Origin of the sequence: Clostridium acetobutylicum ATCC 824, from assembly GCF_000008765.1 — a bacterium.
Taxonomy (GTDB): Bacteria; Bacillota; Clostridia; order Clostridiales; family Clostridiaceae; genus Clostridium_S; species Clostridium_S acetobutylicum.
Genome location: NC_003030.1, coordinates 2,323,082 through 2,339,170, shown reverse-complemented (window position 1 = coordinate 2,339,170; position 16,089 = coordinate 2,323,082). Strand labels below are relative to the sequence as shown.

General features: G+C 30.9%; 13 protein-coding genes and 1 pseudogene. 9 read left to right on the top strand and 5 right to left on the bottom strand.

Annotated elements, in window-relative coordinates; all coding sequences use genetic code 11:
* A pseudogene (gene asnB, locus CA_RS11525) lies at positions 1–1,140 on the bottom strand (asparagine synthase (glutamine-hydrolyzing)); the annotation flags it as partial.
* Positions 1,141–1,438: 298 nt separating this feature from the next.
* Between asnB and CA_RS11520 the strand changes: the two are divergent.
* Positions 1,439–1,807 carry an ArsR/SmtB family transcription factor gene (locus tag CA_RS11520; protein WP_010965540.1) on the top strand — a complete coding sequence of 123 codons (369 nt, stop codon included), beginning with the start codon at positions 1,439–1,441 and terminating at the stop codon, positions 1,805–1,807.
* Positions 1,808–1,822: 15 nt separating this feature from the next.
* Positions 1,823–3,922, top strand: coding sequence for a heavy metal translocating P-type ATPase (locus tag CA_RS11515; protein WP_010965539.1), 2,100 nt, complete (start codon positions 1,823–1,825; stop codon positions 3,920–3,922).
* Positions 3,923–3,994: 72 nt separating this feature from the next.
* Here CA_RS11515 and CA_RS11510 read toward each other — a convergent pair whose 3' ends face one another.
* The 4 genes from CA_RS11510 to CA_RS11495 all read right to left on the bottom strand — a co-directional run bounded on the left by CA_RS11510 (position 3,995) and on the right by CA_RS11495 (position 8,325).
* Positions 3,995–4,507 carry a CBM20 domain-containing protein gene (locus CA_RS11510; RefSeq protein ID WP_010965538.1) on the bottom strand — a complete coding sequence of 171 codons (513 nt, stop codon included), beginning with the start codon at positions 4,505–4,507 and terminating at the stop codon, positions 3,995–3,997.
* A 33-nt stretch (positions 4,508–4,540) separates the two neighbouring features.
* A complete protein-coding gene (gene glgA / locus CA_RS11505; RefSeq protein ID WP_010965537.1) occupies positions 4,541–5,974 on the bottom strand; it encodes a glycogen synthase GlgA in 1,434 nt (477 codons plus the stop codon).
* A 68-nt stretch (positions 5,975–6,042) separates the two neighbouring features.
* A complete protein-coding gene (gene glgD, locus CA_RS11500; RefSeq protein ID WP_010965536.1) occupies positions 6,043–7,161 on the bottom strand; it encodes a glucose-1-phosphate adenylyltransferase subunit GlgD in 1,119 nt (372 codons plus the stop codon).
* 21 nt (positions 7,162–7,182) lie between these two features.
* Positions 7,183–8,325: a glucose-1-phosphate adenylyltransferase gene (locus CA_RS11495; protein ID WP_010965535.1), complete on the bottom strand. Its 1,143-nt coding sequence runs from the start codon at positions 8,323–8,325 to the stop codon at positions 7,183–7,185.
* Positions 8,326–8,606: 281 nt separating this feature from the next.
* Here CA_RS11495 and CA_RS11490 point away from each other — a divergent pair, with 281 nt between their 5' ends.
* The 7 genes from CA_RS11490 (at position 8,607) to CA_RS11460 (ending at position 16,068) form a co-directional block, all read left to right on the top strand.
* The gene (locus CA_RS11490; RefSeq protein WP_010965534.1) at positions 8,607–9,050 is read left to right on the top strand and encodes an RrF2 family transcriptional regulator; all 444 of its coding nucleotides are present in this window, start codon (positions 8,607–8,609) and stop codon (positions 9,048–9,050) included.
* Between the two features lie 96 nt (positions 9,051–9,146).
* Positions 9,147–10,076, top strand: a complete 930-nt coding sequence (gene cysK, locus CA_RS11485; RefSeq protein WP_010965533.1) for a cysteine synthase A — start codon at positions 9,147–9,149, stop codon at positions 10,074–10,076.
* Between the two features lie 101 nt (positions 10,077–10,177).
* Positions 10,178–11,308, top strand: a complete 1,131-nt coding sequence (locus CA_RS11480; RefSeq protein WP_010965532.1) for a cysteine desulfurase family protein — start codon at positions 10,178–10,180, stop codon at positions 11,306–11,308.
* A 16-nt stretch (positions 11,309–11,324) separates the two neighbouring features.
* Positions 11,325–12,392 carry a tRNA 2-thiouridine(34) synthase MnmA gene (mnmA, locus tag CA_RS11475; RefSeq protein ID WP_010965531.1) on the top strand — a complete coding sequence of 356 codons (1,068 nt, stop codon included), beginning with the start codon at positions 11,325–11,327 and terminating at the stop codon, positions 12,390–12,392.
* Positions 12,393–12,456: 64 nt separating this feature from the next.
* Complete coding sequence (gene recJ / locus CA_RS11470; RefSeq protein WP_043943623.1) at positions 12,457–14,205, top strand: single-stranded-DNA-specific exonuclease RecJ; 1,749 nt, start codon at positions 12,457–12,459, stop codon at positions 14,203–14,205.
* 105 nt (positions 14,206–14,310) lie between these two features.
* The gene (locus tag CA_RS11465) at positions 14,311–15,390 is read left to right on the top strand and encodes an undecaprenyldiphospho-muramoylpentapeptide beta-N-acetylglucosaminyltransferase (RefSeq protein ID WP_010965529.1); all 1,080 of its coding nucleotides are present in this window, start codon (positions 14,311–14,313) and stop codon (positions 15,388–15,390) included.
* A 150-nt stretch (positions 15,391–15,540) separates the two neighbouring features.
* Positions 15,541–16,068, top strand: a complete 528-nt coding sequence (locus CA_RS11460) for a CAP domain-containing protein (protein WP_010965528.1) — start codon at positions 15,541–15,543, stop codon at positions 16,066–16,068.
* Positions 16,069–16,089 lie beyond the last annotated feature (21 nt).

Here is a 16,089-nt window from a genome sequence, read left to right as displayed (position 1 = left end):
TGCACGTTCACCTGATAGTGAAACTACATTTTTTTCAGCAACACCTTTACAGAATAAAAAGAGAGAAGAGTCTATGTCGGCCATACCGGGAATGTCATTTGCCTTTACAGCATCATATAATGCAGATGCTAAATCTAAATTATTATTTATTATTTTGTGATGATTACTGCCTATAAATTTACGCATTTTTTCAGCCCAGACACTATCAGGAGTTATTACAAAGTTATCGTTTTTAAAGTATAGGTTATTATCTTTATAATCAATAGAATAAGTATTTAAAGTTTTTCCATGTTTTTTGAATTCACTTGCAGCTACAGCTGAAATTATGCTGGAGTCAAGTCCTCCTGAAAGAAAAGTACATACGGGTACGTCTGCATATAGTTGACGTTTTATTGCATCTGTAAGAAGAAACTTTATATGCTCTGCTGTTTCACTTGCATTTTCAGTATGAGGCTTACAGCTTAAGCGCCAATATTCATGAAGCTTGAATTTGTGCTCCGTAAACTCTATAAAGTTTGCAGGTGGAATTTCATGAATATCTTTTAAAACTCCACTGCCGAGATTTCTAGCAGGACCTAGTGCAAAAATTTCTGTTAAACCCTCTTTTGTTAAAATTGGTTCAACAAGAGGATTTGCAAGAAGAGTTTTTATTTCAGATCCAAATATTAAGTTGTTATTTTTTATTGTATAAAATAAAGGTTTTACTCCTAATGGATCCCTTGCAAGAAAAATTTTTTTATCAGTTTCAGAGTATATCGCAAAAGCAAAAATTCCATTTATATGATTTACGCAATCTTCTTTCCAATGAATGTAGGAAGTTAAAAGAACTTCTGTATCAGAGTATGATGAAAATTCATAACCTGCTTCTAAAAGCTCCTTTCGTATGTCCTCAGTATTATATAACTCGCCATTATAAACTATAATATACTTTTTTCCATTGTGTATTTTTATCATTGGTTGACTACCACCTTTAGGGTCTACAACGATAAGACGTCTGTGGCCCAAAAGAGCATTTTTTGATATATAGTAGCCTTTTTCATTTGGCCCCCTCTTTATAAGAGTATTAGTCATATCTTCTATAATACTTTTTTTGTCAATCAAGTTTTTTTTGAAATTAACAAATCCAGCTATTCCACACATAATATCACCATTCTTCTTTATACTTTTAAAAAACTCTATAAAATTATAGTATGCTTATTTAAATTTAATTGCTACATATTAGAAGTGTATATATAATTCTACAGTGTGTAATCGATGTGTTTTTGGGTTGTTTGGAACAATATGAAAATATAAAGTTATAGACTATAAGAGAAAACTGATTAAGGTTCTTTTTTTATTCAATGGAAATTTTACGCAACATATTGAATTATTGCGAATATAATGTTAATATATTCATATGAACATATATTCATATGAATTTTAAGAGGAGATGATTTCCATGTCTCAAAATCAAAATAATAGTGATCTGTGTGAAGCAAATGTAATACATGTAGATACAGTAGAAAAAGTTAGAAAACAAATGCCTGAGGATGAAGAATTGTACGAGCTTTCTGATTTATTTAAGGTGTTTGGAGATAGTACAAGAATAAAAATAATTTGTGCTCTTTTTAAGGAAGAAATGTGTGTATGTGATATAGCTTATTTACTTCAGATGAAGCAGTCTGCAATATCTCATCAGCTAAAAATATTAAGACAGTCAAAATTGGTTAAGTACAGGAGAGAGGGAAAGGTTGTTTATTATTCTCTTGATGATGAGCATATAAAGGAAATATTTAATATGGGACTTATGCACATAAATGAAAAGTGAGTAGGAGTTGATTTTATGGAAAGTAGTGGTATAAAAAAACAATATTATGTAGAAGGAATAGACTGCGCAAACTGTGCTGCTAAGATTGAGGAGAGAGTTAGAGGATTAAATGAAATTGAGGAAGCGAACTTAGATTTCGTTTTTAAAAAGCTTACCTTTCAAATTAAAGATGGAAGTGAAGAAAAAAAGGTCTTTAATAAAGTTAGGGAGATAGTAAAGGCTGTAGAGCCAGATGTGGATTTAAAGGAAGTAGAAAGCGAACAAGAGGATGAAGGTTTAAAGAAAAAGGACATAATAAGGCTATCTATGGGAATTGTTATTTTTGCTTTAGCATATATCCTAAAAGAACAGAAATTTGGTATTGTTTTATTTTTAATTAGTTATGTTTTAATTGGTGGAGAAGTTATTTTAAAATCCATAAGGAATATAAGAAGAGGAGAAATATTTGATGAAAATTTTCTTATGACAGTAGCTACGGTTGGTGCCTTTGCTATAAAAGAGTTTCCGGAAGCAGTTTCTGTAATGTTATTTTATGAAATAGGAGAATTTTTTCAAGATAAAGCTGTTGAAAGATCAAGGAAATCAATAAAGAGTCTTCTTAATATAAAAGCAGAGTTTGCAAATGTTAAAAATGGATCAGAGCTTAAAAAGGTTAATCCTGAAGAAGTTAGAATAGATGATTTTATTGTGGTAAAGCCTGGAGAAAAAGTACCACTAGATGGTGTTATTACAGAGGGTGTATCCTTTTTTGACACATCAGCTATAACAGGAGAACCAGTTCCTAAATCTATAAAGCCAGGCGAAGAAGTATTTTCTGGTTATATTAATAAGGAAGGATTAATTACTGTAAAGGTTAAAAGAACCTTTGAAAATTCTGCGGTATCAAAAATTTTAAATTTAGTTGAAAATGCTTCGAGTAGGAAAGCTGATACAGAAAAGTTTATAACTAAGTTTGCTAAGTATTATACTCCGATAGTTGTTTTTTCAGCACTTTTTATAGCTGTATTACCACCGCTTTTTATTAAGAATGCATCTTTTTCTAGCTGGATCTACAAGGCACTTGTATTTCTTGTAGTTTCGTGTCCGTGTGCACTTGTAATATCAATTCCATTAAGTTTTTTTGGAGGAATAGGAGCTGCATCCAAAAAGGGAATTTTGGTTAAGGGTGGAAACTATTTAGAAATATTGAATGATGTTAGTACTATGGTTTTTGATAAAACAGGAACTTTAACTAAAGGAACCTTTAGCGTAGATAAGATACAAGCTTACAATGGATTTGATGAAAAGGATGTTTTAAAGCTGGCGGCAAGTGTTGAGGCTTTTTCTAATCATCCTATAGCCGTTTCAATAGTAGAGGCTTATGGTCAGAAAAATGATGAAGCTGAAATTAAAGAATATAAGGAAATTGCAGGACATGGTATACAGGCTTACGTTAATGGAAAATTAGTATTTGTTGGTAATGAAAAGTTAATGCTGAAGGAAAATATAGATGTTAAAGAAGAAGCTTTTAGAAATGATATTGGAACAGTAATTTATGTTTCATGTGAAGGAAGTTTTGTAGGAAGTATTCTAATATCAGATAAATTAAAAGAAGATACAATAAAAGCTATTGAGGCATTAAAAAGAATAAATATAAAGCCTATAATGTTTACTGGTGATAATAAAAAAGCAGCGCTTAAGGTTTCGCAGAAAATAGGGATAGATGATGTTAAGTACGAGCTCTTACCTCAAGATAAAGTATATAATATGGAAAAGATATTTGAGGGTAACATGTCAGGAAGGGTTGCATTTGTTGGGGATGGAATAAATGATGCACCGGTGCTTGCTAGAGCTGACGTTGGAATTTCCATGGGGAGTTTTGGATCAGATGCTGCAGTAGAGGCCTCTGATGTGGTTATAATGACAGATGAACCATATAAAATATATGAAGCCGTGTTAATAGCAAAAAGTACTAGAAGTATAGTATGGCAGAATATAGTATTGGCTTTAGGTGTAAAAGCTATTGTATTGCTGCTAACAATACTTGGTATTTCAAATATGTGGGAAGCTGTTTTTGCAGATGTTGGTGTTGCACTGCTAGCAGTATTAAATTCACTTAGAATTCTTAAAAAATAATATAAAGGCAGGAAATTAACTTTCACAATATGTTAATTTCCTGCCTTTATATATAGTAAGTAAAGGGAAAACTTAAGCCCAATCACATTCATATACTTTAGTGTTTTCAGTGACAATTAAAATTCTATTACCCGAATTCTCCCAAACTGCAGAATTTTTATCTTCTCCTTCTTTTAATAGTAAAAATTTGAATTCAACTTCTGTGTTTATCGGAAGTTTAATTTGAGTTTTCCAGGTTGGATATATTGATTCGTCTGTACTAAGTTTAATTGCATTATCTATAGTCCAATTGCCTAATTCTTTTATATTTCCAGAAATAAATATATTTTCACCTATAGAAGTTGAAGTTTTGTTTAAAATAAATGTAACGTCAACAAAATCTACTGATTTAACAACTTTAGTCTTTTTAGGCTTTTTATCATTAGATATGGTTTGATTTTTAGCAGTAGCTCTAGATTTTGCAACCCTTTTAGTAGGCGCACTTGATTTTTTTTTAGAAGCTTCAGTAATAGAAGCAGAAGTTTTTACAGTTTTAGATGAGCTTTTTGTGTTAGTCTGAGTTTTTTTGGATGTTGTTTTTGCCATAATGTAAAATCCTCCCTAATTAAAAAATTATAATTAAAGTACTGACATGTACAAATTTCTGTAAATTTCTGCTGATTTACTCCAACTGTTATCATCATTCATTGCAGTTTGTACAAGCTTATTCCAATTGTATTTTTCGTTGTAATAGAAATATTCTGCATTTCTTATAACATGCAGCATATCATGTGCATTATAATTGGTAAAAGAGAAACCATTTCCTTCACCTGTTATTGGATTAAAAGGTCTTACAGTGTCTTTAAGACCTCCTGTCTCACGTACTATAGGGAGACTACCGTATCTAAGAGCTATTAATTGTCCTATACCACAAGGTTCGAATTTTGAAGGCATTAAGAACATATCGGATGCACCATATATTTTTTGAGCTAAGCTGTTATTGAATTGAATATTTGCAGATAGTTTATTTGGGTACTTCCATGCGAAATATTTAAACATATTTTCATATTTAGCATCACCAGTACCAAGTACTACAAGTTGTATTCCATCTTGAAGTAAGTCTTCTAAAACGCAGGAAATTAAATCTAAACCTTTTTGACTTACAAGTCTAGAGACTATACCTATCATTGGTATATTTTCTGACACAGGTAAATTCAGCATTTTTTGAAGCTCTATTTTATTTTTTGTTTTATTATACAAGGTTGAAGAATCAAAATTAAAAAACAAGTCTTTGTCTGTTTCAGGATTTAATATATCGTAATCAATTCCATTTACAATACCCCATAAGTCATAAGAACGACTTCTAAGTAAGCCATCAAGATGTTCTCCATAATAAGGGTCTTTAATTTCTTCAGCATAAGTTCTGCTTACAGTTGAAAGTTTATCTGAAAATAAAATACCGCCTTTCATAAAGGAAATACCATCGTAAAACTTTAATGCATTTTCGTTATAATAGCCTTCATTTAAACACAAAAGCTCTCCAAGTACTGATTTTCCAAAAACACCTTGATATTTTAGATTGTGTATTGTAAATATAGTTTTTATATGATTATAGTTTCTGTAATTTCGATAATGATCTTTAAGAAGAACAGGTATTATCGCTGTTTGCCAATCGTTGCATTGAATAATATCTGGATTAAAGTCCTGCATATAAGTTATGGCTTGAAGTACTCCTCTTGAAAAATAGGCGAAGCGTTCTCCATCATCATAGTATCCATAAAGTCCAGATCTTTTGAAATAGTAGTCGTTATCTATGAAGTAAAAAGGAACTCCATCGTATTCATAGTATTCAAGGCCTCCATACTGACTCCTCCAGCCAACTGGAACACCAAAACTTGCAATATGGTGAGTATTATATCTAAAGTATTCAGGTATATCTGAATATTTTGGAATTATTACTCTTGCATCAATTCCTATTTTTCTTAAAGCTTTAGGAAGGGCATAGGATACATCACCAAGCCCACCTGTTTTTATAAAAGGATAACTTTCAGAAGAAGCAAATAAAATTTTCAAATTGGTTTCCCCCTTTATTATTTATAGAAAAAAGTAAATAAGCTTCTATTATTTTTGAAATCAGAAAATTAAACTTCAGAGTAAATGGATTTTTTTTCTATAACAAGAGGGAATTCTTTTCCTCCTTTTAGAACTGTGTTTTCATCGATTATTACATTTTTATCTACTATAACGTTAGTTAAATCCACATTTTCTTTTATTGTGCAATTTTGCATTATAACGCAATTTTTAATTCTAGCTCCCTTAGAAATAGTAACTCTTCTTCCGATTATACTATTTTCAATTTGTCCGTGTATTAAAGAACCGTTTGCTATAAGGGAGTTACATACCTCAGAGTCATTAAAGTATTTTGTTGGAGCCTCATCTTTTACTTTAGTGTATATAAGACCATTTTTAAAGAAAACCTCTCTGTTAATGTCAAGGTTTAGCATATCCATATTGACTTTATAGTAAGATTTTACTGAATCTATATACTCTGCATAGCCATTAAATTCATAAGCATTTACGGTGAAATTATTCATATGCTTACGGATACATTGTTTTAAGCTAAGTGAAAATCCGGTTCTTATACAATTATTTAATATGTTTATCAATAACTTTTTATTCATGATAAACATGCCAAGAGATATATTCTGTACATCATCTAAACCGGTATTTTTGCCAATACTTATAACATTATTGTTTTTATCCATATTTAATACACTGCAGTTTAAAAATTTTCGTTTACCATTATTGGTTCTTTTGTATATAAGGGTTATGTCTTTACCAGACTTTTCATGAAATTCTGCAGCTCTTTGAAAATCTATGTTGCATATAACTGCAGATGAGGAGAGGATTACTTTCTCCTGTGTGCTTCTATATAAATACTCCATATTACTTTTTAACATTTCTATATCGCTTAGAGTAGAAGTTATACCACTAAAATTAAATATAAATAAGCCATTTAATTTTCGATCTAAATCCCAAGGTTTACCTGATCCAAGATGGTCGAGTAGAGATCTTGATTTACACTGAGTTAATATACCAATATTTTTAACTCCTGAATTTACAAGATTGGAAAGTATAAAATCTATAATTCTGTATCTTCCTGCAATTGGGATGGAGGCTAGAGGCCTTGCTTTTGTAAGACTTTTTATATCATTATCATTTTCATTTAAGCTTAGAATTGACATATAGTTATTTAGCATTTTAATTCCCTCCAAATGTATTTATTGTATAATGCTTTCCTTTACTTTACTTCCTGCACCTACCACAGAGATATTGTCATTAGTACCTACAATTACGTTATCATCTACTCTTGCATTACTACCTATTATAGATTTTTTAATAATTACATTATTACCTACGATTACATTTGGCATGATTACGGAATTTGTTATAATTGTATCCCTTCCAATATAAACACCAGGAAATAACACAGAATTGTATACTTTCCCTAATACTATACATCCTTCAACCACCAAAGATCTTTTCACATCGGAATTGCAGGCTATGTATTGAGGAGGCATAGTAGGGTTTACAGAATAAATTTTCCATTTAGGATCATATATATTTAAACTATTGTTATCATCTAATAAATCCATATTGGCTTCCCATAAGCTTTGAATTGTACCAACATCTTTCCAATAGCCATTAAATCTATAGGCATAGAGTTTTCTTTTTTTATTAAGCATATTAGGAATTATATTTTTGCCGAAATCATTGTTTGAGGATTCATCTCTTGCATCTTCTTCTAAAAATCTTTTAAGGAATCTCCAGTTGAAAATATATATGCCCATAGAAGCTAGATTGTTTTTTGGTTTTTTTGGCTTTTCTTCAAATTCATTTATTCTATCGTCTTCGTCAGTGTTCATAATGCCGAATCTGCTGGCTTCATTTAAAGGAACTTCGAATACAGCAATTGTTGCATCAGCATTTTTTTTCTTATGGAAATCAAGCATTTCTAAATAGTTCATCTTATATATGTGATCTCCCGATAATATGACCACGTATTCAGGATCATAATTCTCTATAAAATGTCTGTTTTGATAAATAGCATTGGCAGTTCCTTTGTACCAATTTCCCCCAGTCTCCTTCATGTATGGAGGAAGAACGCTCACTCCACCGCTGGTTCTATCTAAATCCCATGGACTTCCGATACCTATATGAGAATTTAGTGCTAATGGCTTGTATTGAGTTAAAACTCCTACAGTATCTATTCCGGAGTTAGAACAATTACTTAGTGTAAAATCAATAATTCTATATTTACCACCAAATGGTACTGCAGGTTTTGCTGTTCTTCTAGTAAGTATACCGAGTCTGCTTCCTTGACCACCTGCAAGAATCATAGCTATAATTTCTTTCTTTGACAAAATAAACCCTCCCCGAATCAAGTATAATAAAAAGATAAATTCCAATTATTTTAATTAATTCAATAAAATAACAAAGCGACAATTCTATTTTACAATAATTCCATTCAAAAAAGAATGATTTATACATAAATAATAATATTAAATTTTGGAAATTATTATTATAAAAAATCTTAAAAATCTTAAAAATTTAAAAAGAAAATTCTACTTGACAAGTAAAATTTTTAGTCGTAATATTAAAACATAGTAATTCAATAAAAAAACTATAAATAGGTGAAATGCATATGAAAATATCAACTAAAGGACGTTATGGATTAAAGGCTATGATTGATTTGGCTGTAAATTCAGTGAATGATATTGTTACATTAAAAAGTATATCTCAGAGAGAGAAAATATCAGAAGGATATCTTGAACAAATTTTTTCTGCCCTTAGAAAGAAAGGTTTAGTTAAGGGAAGGAAAGGTTCTCAAGGTGGATATGTACTTGGAAAAAGTATGAAAGAAATAACAGTAGCGGACATATTAAATGCCTTAGAAGGCGATCTTTCAGTAGTTGAAAGAGATGAAAACGAGATATTAAAGGAAGATAAGCTTGATAATTTTATAAGGGGTAATGTCTGGACTAAGATTAATATGGCTATCGAAGAAGTTGTTGTTTCTATTACATTAGAGGATTTAGTTATGGATTATAATAATGTGCTAAATTCAAGTTACATGTATTATATTTAGCGTTGATAAAGTTATCTATATGAAGGTATAGGTGACTTTTAGAATACATATTCCTAGTAAACAAATGTGTTTAATAAAAATATGAGGTGATTTATTATGGGTAAAATCTATAAGAACTTAATTGAAACTATTGGAAGAACTCCATTAGTAGAACTTTCAAATTACAAAGAAAAAAATAAAATTGAGGGAAATATTCTAGGAAAGGTAGAGTACTTTAATCCATCAGGAAGCATAAAAGATAGAATTGCATATTCAATGATAAAAAATGCAGAAGAACAGGGGTTAATAAATAAGGATACAGTTATAATAGAACCAACAAGCGGAAATACTGGAGTTGGTCTTGCATTTATAGCAGCAGCAAAGGGATATAAGCTTATATTAACAATGCCTGAAACTATGAGTGTTGAAAGAAGAAAGCTTTTGACAGCATATGGAGCTGAAATAGTTCTTACTTCAGGAGTTGAAGGAATGACGGGAGCTATTAAAAAGGCAAATGAGCTTGCAAGTGAAAATCCTAATTCTTTTATACCACAGCAGTTCAAAAATCCATCAAATCCAGCTATACATGAAGTTACAACTGGAATAGAAATATGGGAGGATACTGATGGAAAAGTTGATGCAGTAGTTGCAGGAGTAGGAACAGGTGGTACTATAACAGGTATTGCTAAAACTCTTAGAGAAAAAAATAAAGATATAAAAATTATAGCAGTAGAACCAGCAACTTCACCAGTACTTTCTGGAGGAAAAGCAGGTCCTCACAAGATTCAGGGAATAGGAGCCGGATTTGTTCCTGATGTATATGAAGCAGAATTAATAGATGAGATAATTCAAGTTAAAAATGAAGATGCATTTGCTTCTGCCAAAGAGCTTGCTAGAGAAGAGGGAATACTTGCAGGAATATCATCAGGTGCAGCACTATTTGCGGCTAAAGAGGTTGCATCAAGACCAGAATTCAAGGGTAAGAATGTTGTTGTGATTCTTCCTGATAGCGGTCAAAGATATTTATCAATGTCTGTATTTGATTAATTCGTTATAGTATAATATAATAAAATAAAAATATGAGGGCTGTTTCAAATTTTATTTTGAAACAGCTCTATATGTTTATAGAGTAAAGGATGATAAATATAATGAAAAAGACAATTTATATGGATTATTCTGCTACAACACCAGTACTTAAAGAAGTAGTAGAGGAAATGATGCCGTATTTTACAGAATTTTATGGCAATCCAGCTTCTATATATTCACTATCAAATGAAAGTAAGATGGCAATTGATGAAGCTAAGATAACTGTTTCTAAAATTATTAATTGCAAGCCCTATGAAATTTTTTTTACAAGCGGGGGAAGTGAAGGTGATAGCTGGGCTATAATAGGATCAGCTTTTGCAAATAGGGATAAAGGAAAACATATAATAACCACAGCAATAGAACACCATGCGGTACTTAACTCTTGTAAGTTTTTAGAAGGAGAAGGCTTTGAGGTGACATATCTTAATGTTGACTCAAATGGACTTGTTTCTATAGAAGAATTAAAGAAAAATATAAGAAAAGATACTATTTTGGTATCTATAATGATGGCAAATAATGAGATTGGAACTATTGAGCCTGTGAAGGAAATAGGAGATTACCTAAAGGGAAAAAATATAATTTTTCATACAGATGCAGTTCAAGCAGCAGGTCATGTTAAAATAGATGTAGATCAAATAAATGCTGATCTTTTGAGTTTAGCAGCACATAAGTTCTATGGTCCTAAGGGAATTGGAATACTTTATATAAGAAAAGGAACAAAGGTAAGTAATATTATATACGGCGGGGGACAACAAAGAGGAAGACGTGGAGGAACTGAAAATGTTCCAGCAATAGTCGGAGCAGCTAAGGCACTAAAAATTGTTTCGGATGACATTGAGAAGGAAAATACAAGGCAGGAAAATTTAAGGAACTTATTTGTTGAAAAGGCTTTAGAATTGCCTTACGTAAAGTTAAATGGAATTTTAAATGAAAAAAGACTTTCAAATAATATAAATTTATGTTTTAATGGAAAAGACGGTGAAGGAATTTTATTTAATTTAGATATGAATGGTATATGTGCGTCAGCAGGTAGTGCTTGCCAAGCTGGTGCAATGGAAGCTTCACATGTTCTTACAGCAATTGGTCTCTCTAAGGAAGAGGCAAGAAGTTCAATAAGATTTACCATAGGAAGATTCACCACAGAAGAAGAGATTTTATATGTAGTGGATAAACTAAAGGAATTGACTAGCTAAAGGAATGGTGATATAAATGAATAAAAAGGTAGTTATAGGTATGAGCGGTGGAGTTGATAGTTCTGTTGCTGCTTACCTTTTAAAGGAACAGGGATATGATGTTATAGGTGTAACTATGAAGCTTACACCAGATGATGCCTTCTACACAGAACAAGAGGGAGGTTGTTGTTCTCTTTCAGCAGTAGAGGATGCTAGAAGAGTTGCATATAGAATAGGAATACCTTTTTATGTTGTCAACTTTACAGATATATTTAAGGAAAAAGTTATAGACTATTTTACAGAGGAATATTTAAATGGAAAAACTCCAAATCCATGTATTGCTTGTAATAAATATATAAAATTTGATGCTCTTTTAAAAAAAGCAGAAAGTTTAGGCGCTGATTACATTGCTACAGGTCATTACTGCAGAATAGTAGAGGAGAATGGAAGGTATGTAATAAGAAAATCAGAGGATGAAAAAAAAGATCAGACATATGTTATGTACAATATGACTCAAGATCAGCTTAAACATACCTTAATGCCTTGTGGAGATTATAAGAAAGACCGTATTCGTGAAATTGCAAGGGAAATTGGTCTGAATGTTTTTGACAAGAAGGATAGCGAAGAAATATGTTTTATACCTGATAATGATCATGGCGGCTTTATAAAAAGAGAATGTCCAAAGGCAGTTAAGACAGGAAATTTTGTAGATAAAGAAGGAAAAGTTTTAGGAAAACATAAAGGAATAATTTACTATACTATTGGACAGAGAAAAGGACTTGGTATTGCAACGGGAAAAAGAGTATTTGTAACTAATATAGATGCTATGAAGAATCAGGTTGTTATTGGAGAGGAAGAGGAAATATTTGAAAATGAGTTAATTTCATTTAAAAATAACTTTATACCTTTTGATAAGCTTACAGAGCCTATGGAAGTTGATGCTAAAATAAGATACAATGCTAAAGCTTCAAAGGCTACTATATATCCAGTTGATGATGAAAATGTAAAAGTGAAATTTGAGAAACCGCAGCGAGCAATAACAAAAGGGCAGTCTGTTGTGTTTTATGATGGTGATCTTTTAGTTGGCGGTGGCATTATTAAATAGCCGCCGCTTTTAATTTTGTGTGCAAAAGGAAAAGGAAGTGGATAACTAGTTGGAAAAATGGTTTATGAAAAATATAAAAGCGGATTATAAAGCTATTGCTAAAGCATTTGGAATAAGTGAGGTTATAGGTAAACTCCTTATTAATAGAGGAATTAAGGATGTAAAATTAATTGACAGTTTTCTTAACCCAAGATTTGAAAAAATGCATAATCCCAAAGATATGAAGGACTTAAAAAGAGCTTCTGAAATACTGAAAAGCAAGATAGATTCAGGTAAAAGAATAAGAATTATAGGAGATTATGATGTAGATGGCGTTATAAGTACTTATTTGCTATTTACAGCATTAAAGAGATGTGGGGCAGATGTAGATTATGATATACCAGACAGAGTTAAAGATGGATATGGAATAAACATACATATTATAGAAAAATGTATAGAGGATTCTGTAGATACTATAATAACCTGTGATAACGGAATTGCAGCAATAGAACCAATTAATTACGCTAAGGAGTGTAAATTAACAGTTATAGTAACGGATCATCATGATATACCTTTTATAGAAGAGGAAAATGGACAAAGAAGTTTTATTAGTTCAAATGCAGATGCAATAATAAATCCTAAGCAAAAGGAGTGTAAATACCCATTTAAAGGTTTATGTGGAGCTGGAGTTGTATTTAAGCTTATAGAAGTGCTTTATGATGAATTTAAAATACATAAGAAAGAATTCTATGGTTTGTCTCAATTTGTTGCTATTGCAACAGTATGTGACGTTGTTGATTTAGTAGATGAAAATAGAATTCTTGTTAAGAATGGACTTAAACTTCTTAACGAAACTAGGAATGTTGGTTTAAGGTCACTAATAAGACAGACAAATATCGAAGATAAGAAAATTTCTACATATCATCTTGGGTTTGTAATAGGACCATGTATAAATGCTACTGGAAGACTGGACTCTGCTAAAAGAGGAATTGAACTTTTAATAAGTGAAAATGAAGATGAAGCTAGTAGGCTTTCTAAAGAACTTTTTGATTTTAATAATGAAAGAAAAGAAATGACTCAAAAGGGTGTAGATACTGCAATAGATTTAATTGAGAATACTGAAATGAAAAATCATAGAGTATTTGTAATATATGTTCCTGAGATTCATGAAAGTATAGTTGGAATAGTTGCTGGTAGAATAAGAGAAAAATATAATGTTCCAACTATAGTACTTACAAAGACGGAAAACGGTGCTAAGGGTTCAGGAAGATCTATTGAAGGATATAATATGTTTGAGGAATTAATTAAATGTAAAGATATACTTTTGAAATTTGGAGGACATCCTATGGCAGCAGGATTGTCTTTAGAGATAGAAAATATTGATTGCTTAAGGGAAAGATTAAACGAAAATACTACATTAAGCGCCGAGGATTTAATACCTAAGATAACACTTGATATGGGGATGCCCCTTGAATATATAAATTATGATTTTGTGAAAGAGTTAAATATGCTAGAGCCTTTTGGAAAGTCTAATCCAAAACCTATGTTTGGAGAAAAAAAAGCAAAGGTAGTTAGTGCAAGGATTATAGGAAAAAATCATAATGTTTTAAAATTAAAATTTCTTTCTAAGAATAGAAGATATATAGATGGAATATATTTTGGAGATATAGAAGAGTTTGAGAAAATAGTAATAAATAATTACGGTAGTGAACAAATGAATAAAATGTATAGTGGCATCGAAAATAACATTTATTTAGATATAGCATTTTATCCCGATATAAATGAATATAATGGAAAAGTAAATATTCAAATAATAGTACAACATTTTAGGTAGATATGAAACTATTTCTAATAAAAAGTTAGTATAAAATTATTATCTGTTATATACCAGATAATAATTTCGAATTTACATAGAAACATTTTAAAAAGGAGTATGGTTATGAAAAAACTGAAAATAGTAATGACGGGTGGAGGTTCTGCTGGACATGTTACCCCTAATTTAGCACTTGTGCCAAAACTAAAGGAGCTAGGATACGAAATAGAGTATATAGGAACAAAGGATGGGATAGAAAGAAGTATAATTGAAAAAGAAAATATAAAGTATAATTGTATATCCAGTGGAAAATTAAGAAGATATATTGATATTAAAAATTTTTCAGATCCTTTTAAGGTTATTTTAGGGATATTTCAATCTGTTAGTATATTAAGGAAGAAAAAGCCTAACATAGTCTTTTCTAAAGGAGGTTTTGTGTCAGTTCCTGTGGTTATAGCAGCACATTTTTGCAGAATACCGGTAATAGCTCATGAATCAGATATAACACCTGGACTTGCAAATAGGATAGCAGTTCCTTACTGCACAAAAGTTTGTGCTACATTTCCAGAATCTCTTAACAATATAAAAGGGAATAAGGGAATATTAACAGGTACTCCTATACGAGATGAGTTATTTAAGGGAAGTAAAATTAAGGGACTTGAAATATGTGGATTTACAGGTGAGAAGCCAGTACTTATGATTATAGGTGGAAGTTTAGGATCAAAGATTATAAATGATACAGTTCGTGAAGCTTTAAATAAGCTTATAAAAAAATATGATATAGTTCATATTTGTGGAAAGGGAAATATAGATGAAGCTTTAAGTAAACTTAAGGGGTATAAGCAATTTGACTATATATCAACTGAACTTCCTCATGTAATGAATGCTGCAGATTTAGTTATTTCAAGAGCAGGGGCTAATGCTATTTTTGAGCTTTTAGCATTAAAAAAGCCTAATTTATTGATCCCATTATCTAAAAAATCAAGCAGGGGAGATCAGATTTTAAATGCTATGTCATTTGAAAAAAATGGTTACAGTATGGTGGTTCAGGAAGATGACTTAACACCAACGTTGCTTGTAGAGAAGGTCATTAAACTTGAAAGCGATAAGGAAAAATACAAGAAAGCTATGAATTCAAGTCCTGTAAAAAATGGTGTGGAAAATATAATTAAAGTTATTGATAAATATAAAAAATGTAAAATATAGGAAATAGGAGTAAAGAAGTTAATATTACACTTGGATTTTTTATGTTTATGAATGTTATTTTTTAAACAATTGTTATATAACAATTTATATGAATATTATTTCGTAAAATTCTAAAAATAATAAAAAATTATTTTTAGGAGGATTGAATCTATGAAAAAAATTTATTCTATTTGTGTAGCTGTTTTTATACTTACATCAACCTTTGGTGGAAGTGTAGAAGCGCAGAAAGTATTTGGAGAGTTTAACAATAAACAGTGCAGGGAAAGTAGTGCACAGCTGGAAACAAGTAATTTGGCAGCAGAGGAAAGTCAAGTTATAAAACTTGTAAATAGTCAGAGGGCTAAATATGGGCTTGCGCCATTAAAAGCAAATACACAGCTTATTAATATCGCAAGAGTAAAATCAAGAGATATGATGATGAAAAATTATTTTTCTCATACATCGCCTACTTTTGGATCAACTTTTTCGCTTTTAACAAGGTATGGCTTGTCTTATGCTGCTGCAGGAGAGAATATAGCATATGGATATAATAATGCAGCAAGTGTCATGAATGGATGGATGAATTCACCGGGACATAGAGCGAATATTCTTGGAAGGCAGTATAGAGAAATAGGAGTAGGAGCCGCAAGATCTAGAAGCGGGAAAATATACTGGACGCAAGTTTTTATAAAAAGATAATTTTTATTGAAAATATTAAAA

Excerpts from the sequence above, each read along its gene's own strand:
- CA_RS11490 (WP_010965534.1), top strand. The coding sequence starts at position 8,607 with ATGAAAATATCAACTAAAGGACGTTATGGATTAAAGGCTATGATTGAT.
- CA_RS11515 (WP_010965539.1), top strand. The coding sequence starts at position 1,823 with ATGGAAAGTAGTGGTATAAAAAAACAATATTATGTAGAAGGAATAGAC.
- CA_RS11465 (WP_010965529.1), top strand. The coding sequence starts at position 14,311 with ATGAAAAAACTGAAAATAGTAATGACGGGTGGAGGTTCTGCTGGACAT.
- glgD (WP_010965536.1), bottom strand. The coding sequence starts at position 7,161 with ATGCTAAATAACTATATGTCAATTCTAAGCTTAAATGAAAATGATAAT.
- CA_RS11510 (WP_010965538.1), bottom strand. The coding sequence starts at position 4,507 with ATGGCAAAAACAACATCCAAAAAAACTCAGACTAACACAAAAAGCTCA.
- CA_RS11460 (WP_010965528.1), top strand. The coding sequence starts at position 15,541 with ATGAAAAAAATTTATTCTATTTGTGTAGCTGTTTTTATACTTACATCA.
- CA_RS11480 (WP_010965532.1), top strand. The coding sequence starts at position 10,178 with ATGAAAAAGACAATTTATATGGATTATTCTGCTACAACACCAGTACTT.
- mnmA (WP_010965531.1), top strand. The coding sequence starts at position 11,325 with ATGAATAAAAAGGTAGTTATAGGTATGAGCGGTGGAGTTGATAGTTCT.
- recJ (WP_043943623.1), top strand. The coding sequence starts at position 12,457 with ATGAAAAATATAAAAGCGGATTATAAAGCTATTGCTAAAGCATTTGGA.
- cysK (WP_010965533.1), top strand. The coding sequence starts at position 9,147 with ATGGGTAAAATCTATAAGAACTTAATTGAAACTATTGGAAGAACTCCA.
- CA_RS11520 (WP_010965540.1), top strand. The coding sequence starts at position 1,439 with ATGTCTCAAAATCAAAATAATAGTGATCTGTGTGAAGCAAATGTAATA.